This window comes from Pseudomonas mangiferae (genome assembly GCF_007109405.1).
GTDB classification, from domain to species: domain Bacteria; phylum Pseudomonadota; class Gammaproteobacteria; order Pseudomonadales; family Pseudomonadaceae; genus Pseudomonas_T; species Pseudomonas_T mangiferae.
Window position 1 is genome coordinate 52,849 of record NZ_VJOY01000013.1, and the last position, 14,114, is coordinate 66,962.

Below are 14,114 nucleotides of genomic sequence, written 5' to 3' on the forward strand. Positions count from 1 at the left end.
CAGATGCCCACCAGGGCCGCCCAGCGAGAACCGACCGCTCGGTACCCCGCCGCGACCTTACGCCCTCCCGGCCGATTGACGCGCCTGGCGCCCCCCGCATAATGCCGCGACGTTTCTGCGCCCGCCCGACGGCGGCGCACCCACCCCCCACGAGGAAGTCCGGATGAGCATGGAGCGTCTCAGCCAGCAGGTCGATGCCTACGTCGCCTGGAAGCGCGAACTGATCCGCGAGATCATCCGCTACCGCTCCTGGCTGGAACACAACCGGCTCAACTCCGACGCGGTCCACGCCAAGCTCGAGCGCGCCCTGCGCCTGCTGCGCACCGACCACATCACCCTGGCCTTCGTCGGCGAGTTCTCCCGCGGCAAGACCGAGCTGATCAACAGCCTGTTCTTCTCCCAGTACGGCCAGCGCATGCTGCCGTCCCAGGCCGGGCGCACCACCATGTGCCCCACCGAACTGTTCTTCGACCCCCGCTCGGAACGCGCCTATATCCGCCTGCTGCCCATCGAGACGCGCATGGCCGACGCCAGCGTCGCGCAGTTCAAGCGGGTGCCGCGCCACTGGGTGAACATCCCCCTGGACCCGGACGACCCGGAGAACATGGCCCGGGCTTTCGCCCAGGTTGCCCGCAGCAAGCCGATGCCGGTGGAGCAGGCGATCCAGTTGGGCTTCCACCCCGACGCCCTGGAGCCGGACGACAAGCCTGACCACGTGCGGGTGCCGGCCTGGCGCCATGCCCTGGTGAACATCGACCACCCGCTGCTGCGCCAGGGCCTGCGCATCCTCGACACCCCGGGCCTGAACGCCCTGGGCAGCGAGCCGGAACTGACCCTGTCCATGCTGCCTGCGGCCCAGGCGGTGATCTTCCTGCTCTCCGCCGACACCGGCGTCACCGCCAGCGACATGGATATCTGGCAGCAGCACGTCCGCCTGCTGGACGAGGACACCCAGACCAGCCTGTTCGCCGTGCTGAACAAGATCGACGTGCTGTGGGACGACCTGGCCGGCGAGGCCGCCGTGCAGCAGGCGATCCAGCGCATCCAGGACGGTACCGCACGGCAGCTCGGCCTGCGCCGGGAGGACGTGCTGCCGCTGTCGGCCAAGCAGGCGCTGCTGGCCAAGGTCCGCGACGACCGCGCGCTGCTCGAGCGCAGCCAGCTGGGGCCCCTGGAGACGCTGCTCTGCGAGCGCATCGTGGCGCGCAAGGAACGGCTGATCGAGGACCGCGTGGTGGCCCAGGTACTGGGCCTGCTGCAGAACAGCCAGCACGCCCTGAGCCTGCGCCTGGAGCGCATCCGCGACCAGCGCACGCTGCTCGCCGGGCACCAGCAGGACAATGGCCAGATGCTCTTCGAGCTGACCGCCCGCACCAAGGACGACCACGCCCAGCACCATCGCCGGCTGCTGGGCCTGAAGACCAACCAGCGCCTGCTCAAGCGCCAGGGCGACCTGCTGCGCATGGCAGTGCGCTCCGACCGCCTGGAGCAGCACCTGCAGAAGGTCCGGCACAACCTCACCGGCAGCTGGACCACCCTGGGCATCAACCAGGCGATCCTGCATTTCTTCCGCTCGGTGGAAAGCGACCTGCAGACCTTCCAGCACGAGGCGGACATGGCCAACCGCATGGTGGCCGCCATCTACCGCCGCCACAGCGAGGAGAACCCGCTCCACGGCATGGACGCGCCGCACTTCGATGTGCGCCGCTACCAGCGCGACCTGGCCCACCTGCGGGACAAGGCCGACCGCTTCCGCCTGCAGGTGAAGACCCTGCTCACCGAACAGCGCTCCCTGACCCGGCGCTTCTTCGCCACCTTGGTGCAGGAAGTGATCGGCCTGCACCAGCGCCTGCGCCGGGAAGCCGCCCAGTGGGCCAACGACGCGCTGATGCCGCTGATGCAGCACACCCTGGAGCACAAGCAACTGCTGGAGAGCCACATGCTGCGGCTCAAGGCCCTGGCCCAGGAAACCCAGAGCGCCAGCCAGCGGGTGCAGCAGCTCGGCCATTACGCCGAGGAACTGGAAGCCCAGCTGGCCCAGGCCAACGACATGCTGCGCATCCTCCGCCGGCCGGCGCCGATCCAGCGCCAGGGCAAGGTGGTGACCCTGCCGGGCGCAGCGCGTCCGCCCAGCCTGGAACAGGCCTGAGGGCTGCGGGAGGCGCGCCGCGTCGGGCCGGCGGCCGCCTTGCCGCGGGGGGCGGCGCTCTTTAGACTGGCGCCTCTTCCGCACCCAGAGCTGGCCCGATGCCCTCCGTCTTTCCCGAAGATTCCGTTGGCCTGGTCACCCCGCGCACCCTGCGCTTCAGCGAACCGCTGACCCTCGCCTGCGGACGCAGCCTGGCCGACTACGACCTGGTCTACGAGACCTACGGCGAACTGAACGCCGCCCGCAGCAACGCGGTGCTGATCTGCCATGCCCTGTCGGGCCACCACCACGCTGCCGGCTACCACCACGAAGACGACCGCAAGCCCGGCTGGTGGGACAGCTGCATCGGCCCCGGCAAGCCCATCGACACCCGCAAATTCTTCGTCGTCGCCCTGAACAACCTGGGCGGCTGCAACGGCTCCACCGGCCCCACCAGCCCCAACCCGGCCACCGGCCGGCCGTACGGCGCGGACTTCCCGGTGGTGACGGTAGAGGACTGGGTGCACAGCCAGGCGCGCCTGGCCGACCAGCTGGGCATCGAACGCTGGGCGGCGGTGGTGGGCGGCAGCCTCGGCGGCATGCAGGCCCTGCAATGGACCATCAGCTACCCGCAGCGGGTGCGCCACTGCGTGGCCATCGCCTCGGCGCCCAAGCTGTCGGCGCAGAACATCGCCTTCAACGAGGTGGCGCGCCAGGCGATCCTCTCCGACCCGGACTTCCACGACGGTCACTTCCAGGAACACGGTACCCTGCCCAAGCGCGGGCTGATGCTGGCGCGCATGGTGGGCCACATCACCTACCTGTCCGATGACGCCATGGGCGAGAAATTCGGCCGCGGGCTGAAGAACGACAAGCTGGCCTACGACTTCCACAGCGTGGAATTCCAGGTGGAGAGCTACCTGCGCTACCAGGGCGAAGAGTTCTCCGGGCGCTTCGACGGCAACACCTACCTGCTGATGACCAAGGCCCTGGACTACTTCGACCCGGCCGAGGCCCACGGCGGCGACCTGGCCAAGACCCTGGCGGTGGCCGAGGCGGACTTCTGCGTGATGTCCTTCACCACCGACTGGCGCTTCTCCCCGGCCCGCTCCCGGGAGATCGTCGACGCGCTGACCGTGGCCCGCAAGAACGTCTGCTACCTGGAAATCGACGCGCCCCAGGGTCACGACGCCTTTCTCATCCCGATCCCCCGCTACCTGCAGGGGTTCGGCGCCTACATGAACCGGATTCTGGTGTGACCCCGATGCGTGCCGACCTGGACATCATTCAAGAATGGATTCCCGCCGGCAGCCGGGTCCTCGACCTGGGCTGCGGCGACGGCGAGCTGCTCGCCTGGCTGCGCGACCACAAGCAGGTCAGCGGCTACGGCCTGGAGATCGACCCCGAGAACATCGCCCGCTGCGTGGAAAAGGGCGTCAACGTCATCGAGCAGGACCTGGACAAGGGCCTGGGCAACTTCACCAGCGACAGCTTCGATGTGGTGGTGATGACCCAGGCGCTACAGGCGGTGCACTACCCCGACCGCATCCTCGAGGAAATGCTGCGGGTCGGTCGCCAGTGCATCATCACCTTCCCCAACTTCGGCCACTGGCGTTGCCGCTGGTACCTGGCGAGCAAGGGGCGCATGCCGGTCTCCGAATTCCTGCCCTATACCTGGTACAACACGCCGAACATCCACTTCTGCACCTTCGAGGACTTCGAGGCGCTCTGCCACCAGTTGCAGGTGAAGGTCATGGACCGCCTGGCCGTCGACCGCGAGCACCGCCACGGCTGGGCCAGCCGCGCCTGGCCGAACCTGCTGGGGGAAATCGGCATCTACCGGGTCAGCAGCCCCCGCGCCCAGGACCACCGCATCGCCGTCTGACCCTCGACACCCCGGCCCCGCGCCGGCCCCGACAGGAGAACCTTCCATGCGCCGCCTCGCCCTGATGCTCTTCACCCTCTGCCTGGCCCTGCCCGCCGCCGCCGAACGCATGCAGCGCTTCGGTGACCTGGAGGTGCACTACAACGCCTTCAACTCCGGCTTCCTCCAGCCGGACACCGCCGCCGCCGCGGGCCTGGTGCGCAGCAAGACCCTGGGCGTGGTCAACGTCACCGTGCTCAAGGACGGCAAGCCCGCGCCGGCCCAGGTGGGCGGCGAGATCAAGGACCTGCTGGGCAAGCGCACCCCGCTGCAATTCAAGGAAGTCCGCGAGAGCGGCGCCCTCTACCACCTGGCGCAATTTCCCATCGGCAGCCGCGAAGTGCTGAGCTTCAGCCTGGACATCCGCGGCACCGACGGCGAGGCGCACCGCATCGACTTCAACCAGGAAATCTTCCCCGACGAATGAATACCCTCGACCAACTGGTGCTGGCCAGCCACAACGCCGGCAAGCTCAAGGAACTCCAGGCCATGCTCGGCGCGCGGGTGACGCTGCGCTCCGTCGGCGAATTCAGCCAGGTGGAGCCGGAAGAGACCGGCCTGTCCTTCGTCGAGAACGCCATCCTCAAGGCGCGCAACGCGGCGCGGCTGTCCGGCCTGCCGGCCCTGGCCGATGACTCCGGCCTGGCGGTGGACGCCCTGGGCGGCGCCCCCGGCATCTATTCGGCGCGCTACGCCGACGGCCAGGGCGACGCGGCCAACAACGCCAAGCTGCTGGCGGCCCTGGCCGACGTGCCGGACGCCGCGCGCGGCGCCCAGTTCGTCTGCGTGCTGGCCCTGGTGCGGCACGCCGACGACCCGCTGCCGATCCTCTGCGAGGGGCTCTGGCAGGGGCGCATCCTGCACCAGGCCCGGGGCGACCATGGCTTCGGCTACGACCCGCTGTTCTGGGTGCCGGAGCGGGACTGCTCCAGCGCCGAGCTGGCGCCGGCGGACAAAAACCAGATCAGCCACCGCGCCCGCGCCATGGCCCTGCTGAGGCAGCGCCTGGGGCTCTGAGGAGCGCATCGCCCGGCGAGGCGGATAGGGTTTCACGATCAGGTCCGACCGGGTAGGTCCGACCGGGCAGGTCCGGCCGGATAAGCCCGGCCCGGTGAGGCCCCGCGCCTCGACACGAACACCGCCGCGCGCCCCCCGGCACGGAGCCACGCCGCTCCTCGCCGGCGACAGCTCGTCCGCCGGCATTGGTAGTTGGGCGAACTCCTGCGACCATAGCGCCCCCTTCGACGCCTAGCCGTGACCCCAGCCGTGTTCCCGCTTCCGCCCCTGGCCCTCTACGTCCACATCCCCTGGTGCGTGCGCAAGTGCCCGTACTGCGATTTCAACTCCCACGCGGCCGGCCCGGCGCTGCCGGAAGACGCTTACGTGGACGCGCTGCTGGCGGACCTGGACGTCGACCTGCCCCAGGTCCACGGCCGGCCGCTGACCTCGATCTTCTTCGGCGGCGGCACCCCCAGCCTGTTCTCGGCCCGGGCGCTTGGCCGGCTGCTGGAGGGCGTGCAGCGGCGAGTGGCATTCGCCGCGGACATCGAGATCACCCTGGAGGCCAACCCCGGCACCTTCGAGCAGGCGAAATTCCGCGACTACCGGGCGCTGGGCATCAACCGCCTGTCCATCGGCGTGCAGAGCTTCCAGGGCGACAAGCTGGCGGCCCTGGGCCGCATCCATGACGGCGACGAGGCGATCCGCGCGGCGGACATGGCCCGCGCCGCCGGCTTCGACAACCTCAACCTGGACCTCATGCACGGGCTGCCCGGGCAGACCCTGGACGACGCCCTGGCCGACCTGCGAACCGCCATCGCCCAGGCACCCACCCACCTGTCCTGGTACCAGCTGACCCTGGAGCCCAACACGGTGTTCTGGAGCCAGCCGCCGCAGTTGCCGGAGGACGACACCCTCTGGGACATCCAGGAAGCCGGCCAGGCCCTGCTGGCCGAGCACGGCTTCGCCCAGTACGAGATCTCCGCCTATGCCCGCCCCGGGCGCCGGGCGCGGCACAACCTCAACTACTGGACCTTCGGTGACTTCCTCGGCCTCGGCGCCGGCGCCCACGCCAAGCTGACCGACCCCGACGGCCGTATCCGGCGCACCTGGAAGACCCGCCTGCCCAAGGACTACCTGGCCCCGGGCAATGCCTTCCGCGCCGGTGAGCGGCATCTGGACGCGGACGAGCTGCCGTTCGAGTTCCTGATGAACGCCCTGCGCCTCACCGAGGGCGTGGCCGCCGCCGACTTCCCTGCCCGCACCGGCCTGCCCCTGGCCGGGCTCGCGGCTGGCCGCCGCGAGGCCGAGCGCCGCGGCCTGCTGCTGCCCGACCCCGAGCGCCTGGCGGCCAGCCCCCGCGGCCAGCTGTTCCTCAACGACCTGCTGCAACTGTTCCTGCCCGACGACTCGACCCCGGTACGCGGCCCCGCGGGCTGATTCGCCGTCGGGGGCTGTGCCGCTCTCGCCGGCTCCAGGGTGCCCGGCGGGGCTCGCGACATCGCCGGGCAGGCCTGCCACGCCGCTCGCCCCGGCCCGCCAGACGACGGCCAACCGCGTCCCGGAGCGATTCGCTGCAGGCCACGCCGCCCGGGGCTTGCAACGGTTTACCGGCGTCAAATTACGGGCATTCCCGCACATCACAACCGTCGGCGAAAAAGGCCTGTCGCGGTTGCGCAAAAAGCCAAGCGTTCCGGTAGGCTATGCCGCGATTTCGTCATCGGGCACACGGAGCCGGCCGAGTGTTGGATCCCCGCAGCATCATCTTCATCCTGTCCGCCCTCAGCCTGCTGATGGCCGTGGTGCTGTTCGCCATGCCACGCTCGGTGCGCGAGCGGGTGGGCGGCGCGCGCTACTGGAGCAGCGCCATGCTGATGGTGGCCACCGCCTCGCTGCTCTACGGGCTGCGCGGGATGATCCCGGACTTCTTCTCCCTGACCCTGGCCAACTTCGCCGGGCTCGGCTCCATCGCCCTGATCTGCGCCGGCGGGCGCTGCTTCTTCGAACGGCCGCCGCGCCACGCCGCCCTGCTGGGCAGCGTGCTGCTGGCCAACGCCCTGATGTTCTACTTCTTCCACGTGGAGGATCGCCTGGCGGTGCGGGTGGTGATCTTCTCCTCCCTGTCGGCGGCGCTGATGGCCTACTTCGGCCTCGACGTGCTGCGCCACCGGCCGCGCCAGCCCGACCGCGCCCAGTTCCCCTACCTGTTCACCGCCGGCAGCGTGTTCATCGACGTGGCGATCTCCGGCCTGCGCATCCTCAACGCCCTGGCGATGCCCACCCAGGGTGGCGACTTCCTCGCGCCGACGCCCATCAACGTGCTGTATTTCTCCACCCACAGCCTGCTGGCCATCTGCATCTCGGTGGGCTTCATCCTGATGCTCAACGACCGCCTGCACGCGCTGCTGATGCACCAGCTCAGCCACGACGCCCTGACCAATGCCTACACCCGCCGCATCGTGGTGGACATGGCCACCCGCGAGCTGGCCGCTGGCGCGCGGAAGCCGGCGTCCCTGCTGCTGCTGGACATCGACCACTTCAAGCGGGTCAACGACGAGCGCGGCCACCAGACCGGCGACGAAGTGCTCAAGCACGTGGTGCGGGTGCTGATCGGCGGCCTGCGGGCCAATGAGCCCCTGGGCCGCTACGGCGGCGAGGAATTCATCGTGCTGCTGCGCGGCACCGACCTCGACACCGCCCTGCAGGTGGGCGAGCGCCTGCGCGCGCGCATCGCCGCCAGCCCCTACCGCGGAGGTGGCGACGCCGACCCGCAGGCCATCACCGTGAGCATCGGGGTGGCCACCGCCCGCCCCGACGAAACCCTGGAACAATGGCTCAGGCGCACCGACACCGCGCTCTACGACGCCAAGCGCCACGGCCGCAATTGCGTGGTCGCCGGCTGAACGAGGACTTCCCATGCAGTACGCACTCGACCTGATCGCCCACCTCTCGCGCCTGTGCCGCGCCCACCTCTCGGAGATCGCCCTGGCGCTGATGGCCACCCTGCTGGTGCTGCTGGGCCCCGGCCTCAATGCCTGGGTCCGGCAGCGCATCGGCGGGCTCAACCTGGTGCTGCGCAGCCTGCTGTTCGTCGGCCTGTGCCTGCTGGGCTACGGCCTGGCGATGGTCTGGCTGACTCCCTGGCTGGTGAAGGGCCTGGGCTACTTCAACAACTACACCCTGGCCCCTGCGCTGCTGCTGGCGCTGCTGCTGATCGGCATGCTGGCCGAACGCAACAACTGAGGACGACCGCGTGGGTGGGCCAGGCCCGGTTCACCTGACGGGAGCAGGCTGACGTCCAGGTCGGCGCAGCGAATCCCCCTGCCGGCGCTGACCCGCTTGAGATAGCCGCTGCGCCGAGCCAGCCCCCTGACGCGGCGGGCGGCGAATGGCGGCCGGTGGGCGCCAGGCAAAAAAAAGCCGCCCGAAGGCGGCGGGTTGGCCAGGCAGGCCGGAATCGGTATCAGATGCCCTCGCGGCGCAGCGCCTGCGGGGTGAAGTCGCGCGGCCCCAGGGGGGGATGGAAATCGTACATGGGCTCGTTGTTGTCCATGCCGTCGACGAAATAGCGGCCGCCGTTCAGGTCGTACAGCGTCTCCAGGGTGCTGCCGAACATCGGGACATCGTAGTAGCTGATGGGGTGGCTTTCCTGCAGCCCGCTCAACTGGCCGTTCTTGTCGTAGTGGTCGACGGCGAGGATCTGCCAGCTGTCCTCGTCCACGTAGAAGCGGCGCTTGGCCACCGGGTGGCTGAAGCCCTTGCGCAGGCTCGCCTCCACCACCCACACCCGGTGCAGCTCGTAGCGCAGCAGGTCAGGGTTGACGAAGTTGGGCGTCAGGATGCGCTCGTAGGGAATGCCCTTCTGGTGCACCGCGTAGCTGTTGTAAGGCACCAGCATTTCCTGCTTGCCCTTGAGCACCCACTCGTAGCGGTCCGGCGCGCCGTTGTAGGAGTCCACCATGTCCGAGGTGGCCATGCCGTTGGTGTCCGGCTGCAGCGAATCGTAGGCCAGCATCGGCAGGCGGCGCACCCGGCGCTCGCTGCGGTTGAAGCGCCAGGCCTTGCGGATCGACAGGACCTGGTCGAGGGTTTCCTGCACCACCAGGGCCGACCCCGCCAGCCGCGACGGCGCCACCACGGTGTACTTGTAGTAGAACAGGGTGTTGTTCAGGTCCTGGGGCGTCACGCCTTCGCGGCCGTAGACGAAGTACACGTCGCGGTCCAGCTTGAGCAGCGTGTAGGTGCCATTGGCCAGCACCGCCGCCTGGTTGGTGACGAAGTGAATCTGGTCGCCGCGGTAGCGCATGATGTGGTTCCAGATCACCTCCTGGCCGTTGGCCGGGATCGGGAACGGCACGCCGGAGGCGGCCCCTTCCACGCCGTTGCCGCCGGAGATCAGCTGCGCGTGGCCGGCGTTGTAGCGGGTCGCGTCGTAGATGCGCTGGGGCGCCGCGGCGCTGCGGTGGGTGGGGAACACCCGCACGTGGAAGTCCGGGTGGCGGCGCACCAGGTCCTTGAGCCCCTCCGGCAGCTGCGCCGCATAGCGGTCGACGTTCTGCGCGTCGATCACATACAGCGGTTTCTCGCCGGCGTAGGGGTCGGGATGGTGCATGCCGCTGCGGTAGTCCGCCGGCGGCGTGGCCAGGCCGCCGTTCCAGGCAGGGATGGTGCCGGCCGCGTTGCCGGCCCGCTCGCCGCCCAGCGGGGTCAGGTCCTTGCCCAGTTGCTCGACACGCGCGTCCTCCACCGCGGCCTGGGCCTGCAGGGCGCAGGCCGCCAGCAGCGTGATGCCTAAACGTTTCAACACAAGCGCTCTCCTCGCGGCGCTGGCCGGTGGCCGCGTCCGCTTTTGTTGTTATCGCCGTCGGCGGGGCCGCGGCATCGTCAGTGGCGTTGAGGTGAGGAAACCGTCCTGGGGTGCCGGGTGGTCCCGGTCTGTCTTTGTGTTCTTCCCTGGGGCAGCCGGACGGGCCGGCGCCGCGTGAATCGATGTGTCCTTCAGTCGATGCGTTCGAACTTCAAGTCCCAGACGCCATGGCCCAGGCGCTCGCCGCGGCGTTCGAACTTGGTCACCGGGCGTTCCTCCGGGCGCGGCACGTAGGTGCCGTCGGCGGCGCGGTTGCGGTACCCGGGCGCCGCGTTCATCACCTCCAGCATGTGCTCGGCATAGGGCGCCCAGTCGGTGGCCATGTGCAGCACCCCGCCGACCCGCAGCTTCTGCCGCACCAGCTCGGCGAAGGCCGGCTGGACGATGCGCCGCTTGTGGTGGCGGGACTTGTGCCAGGGGTCGGGGAAAAACAGCAGCAGGCGCTCCAGGCCGCCGTCGGGCACGCAGTCTCGCAGCACTTCCAGGGCGTCGCAGCTGTACACCCGCACGTTCTGCAGGTCTTGGGCGAGCAGGCCGCTGAGCAGCGCGCCGACGCCTGGCTTGTGCACTTCCACGCCGATGAAGTCCTGCTCCGGCGCGGCGGCGGCCATCTCCAGCAGGGACTGGCCCATGCCGAAGCCGATCTCCACGGTCAGCGGCGCGCGCCGGCCGAACACCTCGGCGAAATCCCGGCGACCGTCCTCCAGGGCCAGGCCGAAGCGCGGCCAGCCGCGGTCGAGGCCGCGCTGCTGGCCTTCGGTCATGCGGCCGGCGCGCATCACGAAGCTCTTGATGGTCCGGTGCGGGCGTGCCTCGGGCTGCACGTGTGGGTCGCTCATGGAAAACCTGTCTAGTGAATGCGCAACGCGGGGCGGCCATCCGCCCTGCGGAAAATCAGCGGACCAGCCCGTCCAGCGGCGAGGAGGCGCTGGCGTAGAGCTTCTTCGGCATGCGCCCGGCCAGGTAGGCCAGGCGCCCGGCGATGATCGCGTGCTGCATCGCCGCGCCCATCATCACCGGGTCGCCGGCATGGGCGATGGCGCTGTTCATCAGCACCCCGTCGCAGCCCAGCTCCATGGCGATGGTGGCGTCGGAGGCGGTGCCGACCCCGGCGTCCACCAGCACCGGCACCTTGGCTTCCTCCAGGATGATCCGCAGGTTGTAGGGGTTGCAGATGCCCAGGCCGGTGCCGATCAGCCCGGCCAGGGGCATCACCGCGATGCAGCCCATGTCGGCGAGCTGGCGGGCGATGATCGGGTCGTCGCTGGTGTAGACCATCACGTCGAAGCCATCGGCCACCAGGGTCTCGGCGGCGCGCAGGGTCTCGATGACGTTGGGGAACAGGGTCTTCTGGTCGGCCAGCACTTCCAGCTTGACCAGCGAGTGGCCGTCCAGCAGCTCCCGCGCCAGGCGGCAGGTGCGCACGGCCTCGGCGGCGTCGAAGCAGCCGGCGGTGTTGGGCAGGATGGTGTAGCGGTCCGGCGGGATCACGTCCAGCAGGTTGGGCTCGCCGGGGTTCTGGCCGATGTTGGTGCGGCGCACCGCGACCGTGACGATCTCCGCGCCGCTGGCTTCGATGGCTCGGCGGGTCTCGTCCAGGTCCTTGTACTTGCCGGTGCCCACCAGCAGGCGCGAGCCGTAGGTCCGGCCGGCCAGGGTGAAAGGCTTGTCGCGCAGAACGTCGCTCATCGGGGAAACCTCCAGTGCAGGGGACGGGGGAAGACCAGGCCGTCGGCCCTAGCCGCCGCCGATGGCATGCACCACTTCGACGCGGTCGCCTTCGCGAAGCACCGTAGTGGCGTGCTGGCTGCGCGGCACGATGTCCAGATTGAGTTCGACCGCGACGCGGCGGCCCACCAGTTGCAGGCGTTCGAGCAGGCCGGCGACAGGCTCGCCATCGGGCAACTCGAAAGGTTCACCGTTCAACTGGATGCGCATGACGGACGGTCACAACTGTGAGGGGGTCGGCATTCTAGCCCCGAACGCGGCGGATGACCAAGGCCGCGGGCGGCCTCCGGTCGCCCTCAGGCCAGGCGCCAGGCGCACAGCCCCAGGCAAGCCCAGCCCACCAGGAACGCCACTCCGCCGATCGGGGTAATCATGCCCAGGCGGCCGATACCGCTCAGGGTCAGGGCATAGAGGCTGCCGGAGAACAGCAGCACGCCCACCGCGAAGGCGCCGCCGGCGATCCCCAGGGTGCGGCTCGGGACGTGCAGGGCCAGCAGGCCGACCCCCAGCAGCGCCAGGGCATGCACCAGCTGGTACTGCACACCGGTGTGGAACACCGCCAGGTACTCGGCGCTCAGGCGGCTGCGCAGACCGTGGGCGGCAAAGGCGCCGAGGGCGACACCGGTAAAGCCGGCGAATGCCGCCAGCAGCAGGAACAGACGGGCCATGATCACTCCGGTACGGGCCGGCCATGCCGGCGGAAGACGGGTCGTGTGCCACCCCGAACGGCGGCGGGCGACGTGCGGTCTGTATAATGGCCCGCTTCCGCAGCCCAGGCCAAGCGCATGATCCGCACCCTGTTCCGCCGCCTGTTCAAGGTCCTCGCCTGGTTCGCCGCCGGTTCGGCGCTGGTGGTGCTGGCGCTGCGCTGGATACCGCCGCCGGGCAGCGCGCTGATGCTGGAGCGCAAGGTGGAATCCTGGGTCGACGGCACCCCGGTGGAGCTGCGCCGGGACTGGCGCCCCTGGCGCGAACTGCCGGACGACCTGAAGATCGCGGTGATCGCCGCCGAGGACCAGAAGTTCGCCGAGCACTGGGGCTTCGACGTCGGCGCCATCCGCGCCGCCATGGCCCACAACGAACGCGGCGGCACCCTGCGGGGCGCCAGCACCCTGAGCCAGCAGGTGGCGAAGAACCTGTTCCTCTGGTCCGACCGCAGCTGGCTGCGCAAGGGCCTGGAGGTCTGGTTCACCGCGCTGATCGAGCTGTTCTGGTCGAAGCAGCGGATTCTCGAGGTCTACCTGAACAGCGTCGAATGGGGCGACGGCGTGTTCGGCGCGGAAGCCGCCGCCCGCTATCACTTCGGTGTCGGCGCGCCCTACCTGTCCGCCCAGCAGGCCTGCCTGTTGGCGGCGGTACTGCCCAACCCCCGGGAATGGAGCCCCAGCCGCCCCGGCGCCTACGTCGCGCGCCGTGCCGGCTGGATCCGCCGGCAGAGCTATCAGTTGGGCGGTAGCCACTACCTCGACCAACTGCGCCCCCGCTACCCGGACGCCTGGCCCCAGGCCCTGCGCTGACGCGCCGATCCGCAGGCATGAAAAAGCCGCCTCCAGGGCGGCTTTTTCGTCGGGCGCGAACCCGGTTCGCTTACGCCTGAATGAAGCCTTTCAGCTTGTTCATGGCGTTCTTCTCCAACTGGCGAATGCGCTCGGCGGAGACGTTGTACTTCGCCGCCAGGTCGTGCAGGGTCGCTTTCTCCTCCGCCAGCCAGCGCTGGTAGAGAATGTCGCGGCTGCGCGCATCCAGCCCTTCCAAAGCCTCGTGCAGGTTGGCGTTGGCGCTGTCGCTCCAGTCCGCTTCCTCCAGCTGGCGTGCCGGGTCGTAGCGATGATCTTCCAGGTAATGGGCGGGCGACTGGTAGGCCGCGTCGTCGTCGGCATCCGCCGCCGGATCGAACGCCATGTCCTGGCCGGTGAGCCGGCTTTCCATCTCCCGCACCTCGTGGGGCTCGACCCCCAGGGTCTGGGCGACCGCATTGACTTCGTCGTTGTTCAGCCAGGCCAGCCGCTTCTTCTGGCTGCGCAGGTTGAAGAACAGCTTGCGCTGGGCCTTGGTGGTGGCCACCTTGACGATGCGCCAGTTGCGCAGGATGAACTCGTGGATCTCGGCCTTGATCCAGTGCACGGCGAAGGACACCAGGCGCACGCCCATCTCCGGATTGAAGCGCTTCACGGCCTTCATCAGGCCGACGTTGCCTTCCTGGATCAGGTCGGCCTGGGCCAGGCCGTAGCCGGCGTAGCTGCGGGCGATGTGCACGACGAAGCGCAGGTGCGCCATCACCATCTGCCGGGCCGCTTCCAGGTCCTGATGGTAGAAGAGGCTTTCGGCCAGTTCGCGCTCCTGCTCGACGCTCAGCAGCGGGATGCTGTTGACCGCGTGCACGTAGGCTTCGAGATTGGCTCCCGGCGCCAGGGCATAGACAGGTTGCAATGAAGTGGTCATGCGAATCCTCCGATTCACGAAACGGT

Annotated in this window: 15 protein-coding genes; 9 read left to right on the plus strand and 6 right to left on the minus strand. The window is 69.4% G+C overall.

The genetic code is table 11. The features are described from left to right. Positions 1-163: 163 nt before the first annotated feature. The 8 genes from FM069_RS16880 to FM069_RS16915 all read left to right on the plus strand — a co-directional run bounded on the left by FM069_RS16880 (position 164) and on the right by FM069_RS16915 (position 8,294). A complete protein-coding gene (locus FM069_RS16880; protein WP_143489544.1) occupies positions 164-2,149 on the plus strand; it encodes a dynamin-like GTPase family protein in 1,986 nt (661 codons plus the stop codon). A 98-nt stretch (positions 2,150-2,247) separates the two neighbouring features. Then, entirely contained in the window at positions 2,248-3,387 is a 1,140-nt protein-coding gene (metX, locus tag FM069_RS16885) for a homoserine O-succinyltransferase MetX (protein WP_143489545.1), read from the plus strand. A gap of 5 nt (positions 3,388-3,392) precedes the next feature. After that, positions 3,393-4,013 carry a methionine biosynthesis protein MetW gene (metW, locus tag FM069_RS16890; RefSeq protein WP_143489585.1) on the plus strand — a complete coding sequence of 207 codons (621 nt, stop codon included), beginning with the start codon at positions 3,393-3,395 and terminating at the stop codon, positions 4,011-4,013. 46 nt (positions 4,014-4,059) lie between these two features. Beyond that, a complete protein-coding gene (locus FM069_RS16895) occupies positions 4,060-4,479 on the plus strand; it encodes a DUF4426 domain-containing protein (RefSeq protein ID WP_143489546.1) in 420 nt (139 codons plus the stop codon). After that, positions 4,476-5,069 (plus strand): RdgB/HAM1 family non-canonical purine NTP pyrophosphatase, encoded by a 594-nt coding sequence (rdgB, locus tag FM069_RS16900; RefSeq protein WP_143489547.1) that lies wholly within the window; start codon positions 4,476-4,478, stop codon positions 5,067-5,069. The genes FM069_RS16895 and rdgB overlap by 4 nt, the downstream gene beginning before the upstream one ends. Positions 5,070-5,306: 237 nt before the next feature. Next, positions 5,307-6,491 carry a radical SAM family heme chaperone HemW gene (hemW, locus tag FM069_RS16905; protein WP_143489548.1) on the plus strand — a complete coding sequence of 395 codons (1,185 nt, stop codon included), beginning with the start codon at positions 5,307-5,309 and terminating at the stop codon, positions 6,489-6,491. A gap of 302 nt (positions 6,492-6,793) precedes the next feature. Further along, the gene (locus FM069_RS16910) at positions 6,794-7,954 is read left to right on the plus strand and encodes a GGDEF domain-containing protein (protein WP_143489549.1); all 1,161 of its coding nucleotides are present in this window, start codon (positions 6,794-6,796) and stop codon (positions 7,952-7,954) included. Positions 7,955-7,967: 13 nt separating this feature from the next. After that, positions 7,968-8,294, plus strand: coding sequence for a DUF3392 family protein (locus tag FM069_RS16915; RefSeq protein ID WP_143489550.1), 327 nt, complete (start codon positions 7,968-7,970; stop codon positions 8,292-8,294). Positions 8,295-8,514: 220 nt separating this feature from the next. Here the strand turns inward: FM069_RS16915 and FM069_RS16920 are convergent, their stop codons facing one another. The 5 genes from FM069_RS16920 to FM069_RS16940 form a co-directional block, all read right to left on the minus strand. Continuing rightward, a complete protein-coding gene (locus FM069_RS16920; protein WP_143489551.1) occupies positions 8,515-9,858 on the minus strand; it encodes a DUF1329 domain-containing protein in 1,344 nt (447 codons plus the stop codon). Positions 9,859-10,049: 191 nt separating this feature from the next. Continuing rightward, the gene (trmB, locus tag FM069_RS16925) at positions 10,050-10,757 is read right to left on the minus strand and encodes a tRNA (guanosine(46)-N7)-methyltransferase TrmB (RefSeq protein ID WP_143489552.1); all 708 of its coding nucleotides are present in this window, start codon (positions 10,755-10,757) and stop codon (positions 10,050-10,052) included. A gap of 55 nt (positions 10,758-10,812) precedes the next feature. Next, positions 10,813-11,607 carry a thiazole synthase gene (locus FM069_RS16930; protein ID WP_143489553.1) on the minus strand — a complete coding sequence of 265 codons (795 nt, stop codon included), beginning with the start codon at positions 11,605-11,607 and terminating at the stop codon, positions 10,813-10,815. Positions 11,608-11,655: 48 nt separating this feature from the next. Further along, on the minus strand, positions 11,656-11,856 hold the full coding sequence (thiS, locus tag FM069_RS16935; RefSeq protein ID WP_143489554.1) for a sulfur carrier protein ThiS: 201 nt from the start codon (positions 11,854-11,856) through the stop codon (positions 11,656-11,658). Positions 11,857-11,942: 86 nt separating this feature from the next. Continuing rightward, the gene (locus FM069_RS16940; RefSeq protein WP_143489555.1) at positions 11,943-12,314 is read right to left on the minus strand and encodes a DUF423 domain-containing protein; all 372 of its coding nucleotides are present in this window, start codon (positions 12,312-12,314) and stop codon (positions 11,943-11,945) included. Between the two features lie 117 nt (positions 12,315-12,431). Here FM069_RS16940 and mtgA point away from each other — a divergent pair, with 117 nt between their 5' ends. Then, positions 12,432-13,163 (plus strand): monofunctional biosynthetic peptidoglycan transglycosylase, encoded by a 732-nt coding sequence (gene mtgA, locus FM069_RS16945; protein ID WP_143489556.1) that lies wholly within the window; start codon positions 12,432-12,434, stop codon positions 13,161-13,163. 70 nt (positions 13,164-13,233) lie between these two features. Here mtgA and rpoH read toward each other — a convergent pair whose 3' ends face one another. Beyond that, the gene (gene rpoH / locus FM069_RS16950) at positions 13,234-14,088 is read right to left on the minus strand and encodes an RNA polymerase sigma factor RpoH (RefSeq protein ID WP_143489557.1); all 855 of its coding nucleotides are present in this window, start codon (positions 14,086-14,088) and stop codon (positions 13,234-13,236) included. Positions 14,089-14,114 lie beyond the last annotated feature (26 nt).

Excerpts from the sequence above, each read along its gene's own strand:
- FM069_RS16880 (WP_143489544.1), top strand. The coding sequence starts at position 164 with ATGAGCATGGAGCGTCTCAGCCAGCAGGTCGATGCCTACGTCGCCTGG.
- metX (WP_143489545.1), top strand. The coding sequence starts at position 2,248 with ATGCCCTCCGTCTTTCCCGAAGATTCCGTTGGCCTGGTCACCCCGCGC.
- metW (WP_143489585.1), top strand. The coding sequence starts at position 3,393 with ATGCGTGCCGACCTGGACATCATTCAAGAATGGATTCCCGCCGGCAGC.
- FM069_RS16895 (WP_143489546.1), top strand. The coding sequence starts at position 4,060 with ATGCGCCGCCTCGCCCTGATGCTCTTCACCCTCTGCCTGGCCCTGCCC.
- rdgB (WP_143489547.1), top strand. The coding sequence starts at position 4,476 with ATGAATACCCTCGACCAACTGGTGCTGGCCAGCCACAACGCCGGCAAG.
- FM069_RS16915 (WP_143489550.1), top strand. The coding sequence starts at position 7,968 with ATGCAGTACGCACTCGACCTGATCGCCCACCTCTCGCGCCTGTGCCGC.
- trmB (WP_143489552.1), bottom strand. The coding sequence starts at position 10,757 with ATGAGCGACCCACACGTGCAGCCCGAGGCACGCCCGCACCGGACCATC.
- FM069_RS16930 (WP_143489553.1), bottom strand. The coding sequence starts at position 11,607 with ATGAGCGACGTTCTGCGCGACAAGCCTTTCACCCTGGCCGGCCGGACC.
- thiS (WP_143489554.1), bottom strand. The coding sequence starts at position 11,856 with ATGCGCATCCAGTTGAACGGTGAACCTTTCGAGTTGCCCGATGGCGAG.
- FM069_RS16940 (WP_143489555.1), bottom strand. The coding sequence starts at position 12,314 with ATGGCCCGTCTGTTCCTGCTGCTGGCGGCATTCGCCGGCTTTACCGGT.
- mtgA (WP_143489556.1), top strand. The coding sequence starts at position 12,432 with ATGATCCGCACCCTGTTCCGCCGCCTGTTCAAGGTCCTCGCCTGGTTC.
- rpoH (WP_143489557.1), bottom strand. The coding sequence starts at position 14,088 with ATGACCACTTCATTGCAACCTGTCTATGCCCTGGCGCCGGGAGCCAAT.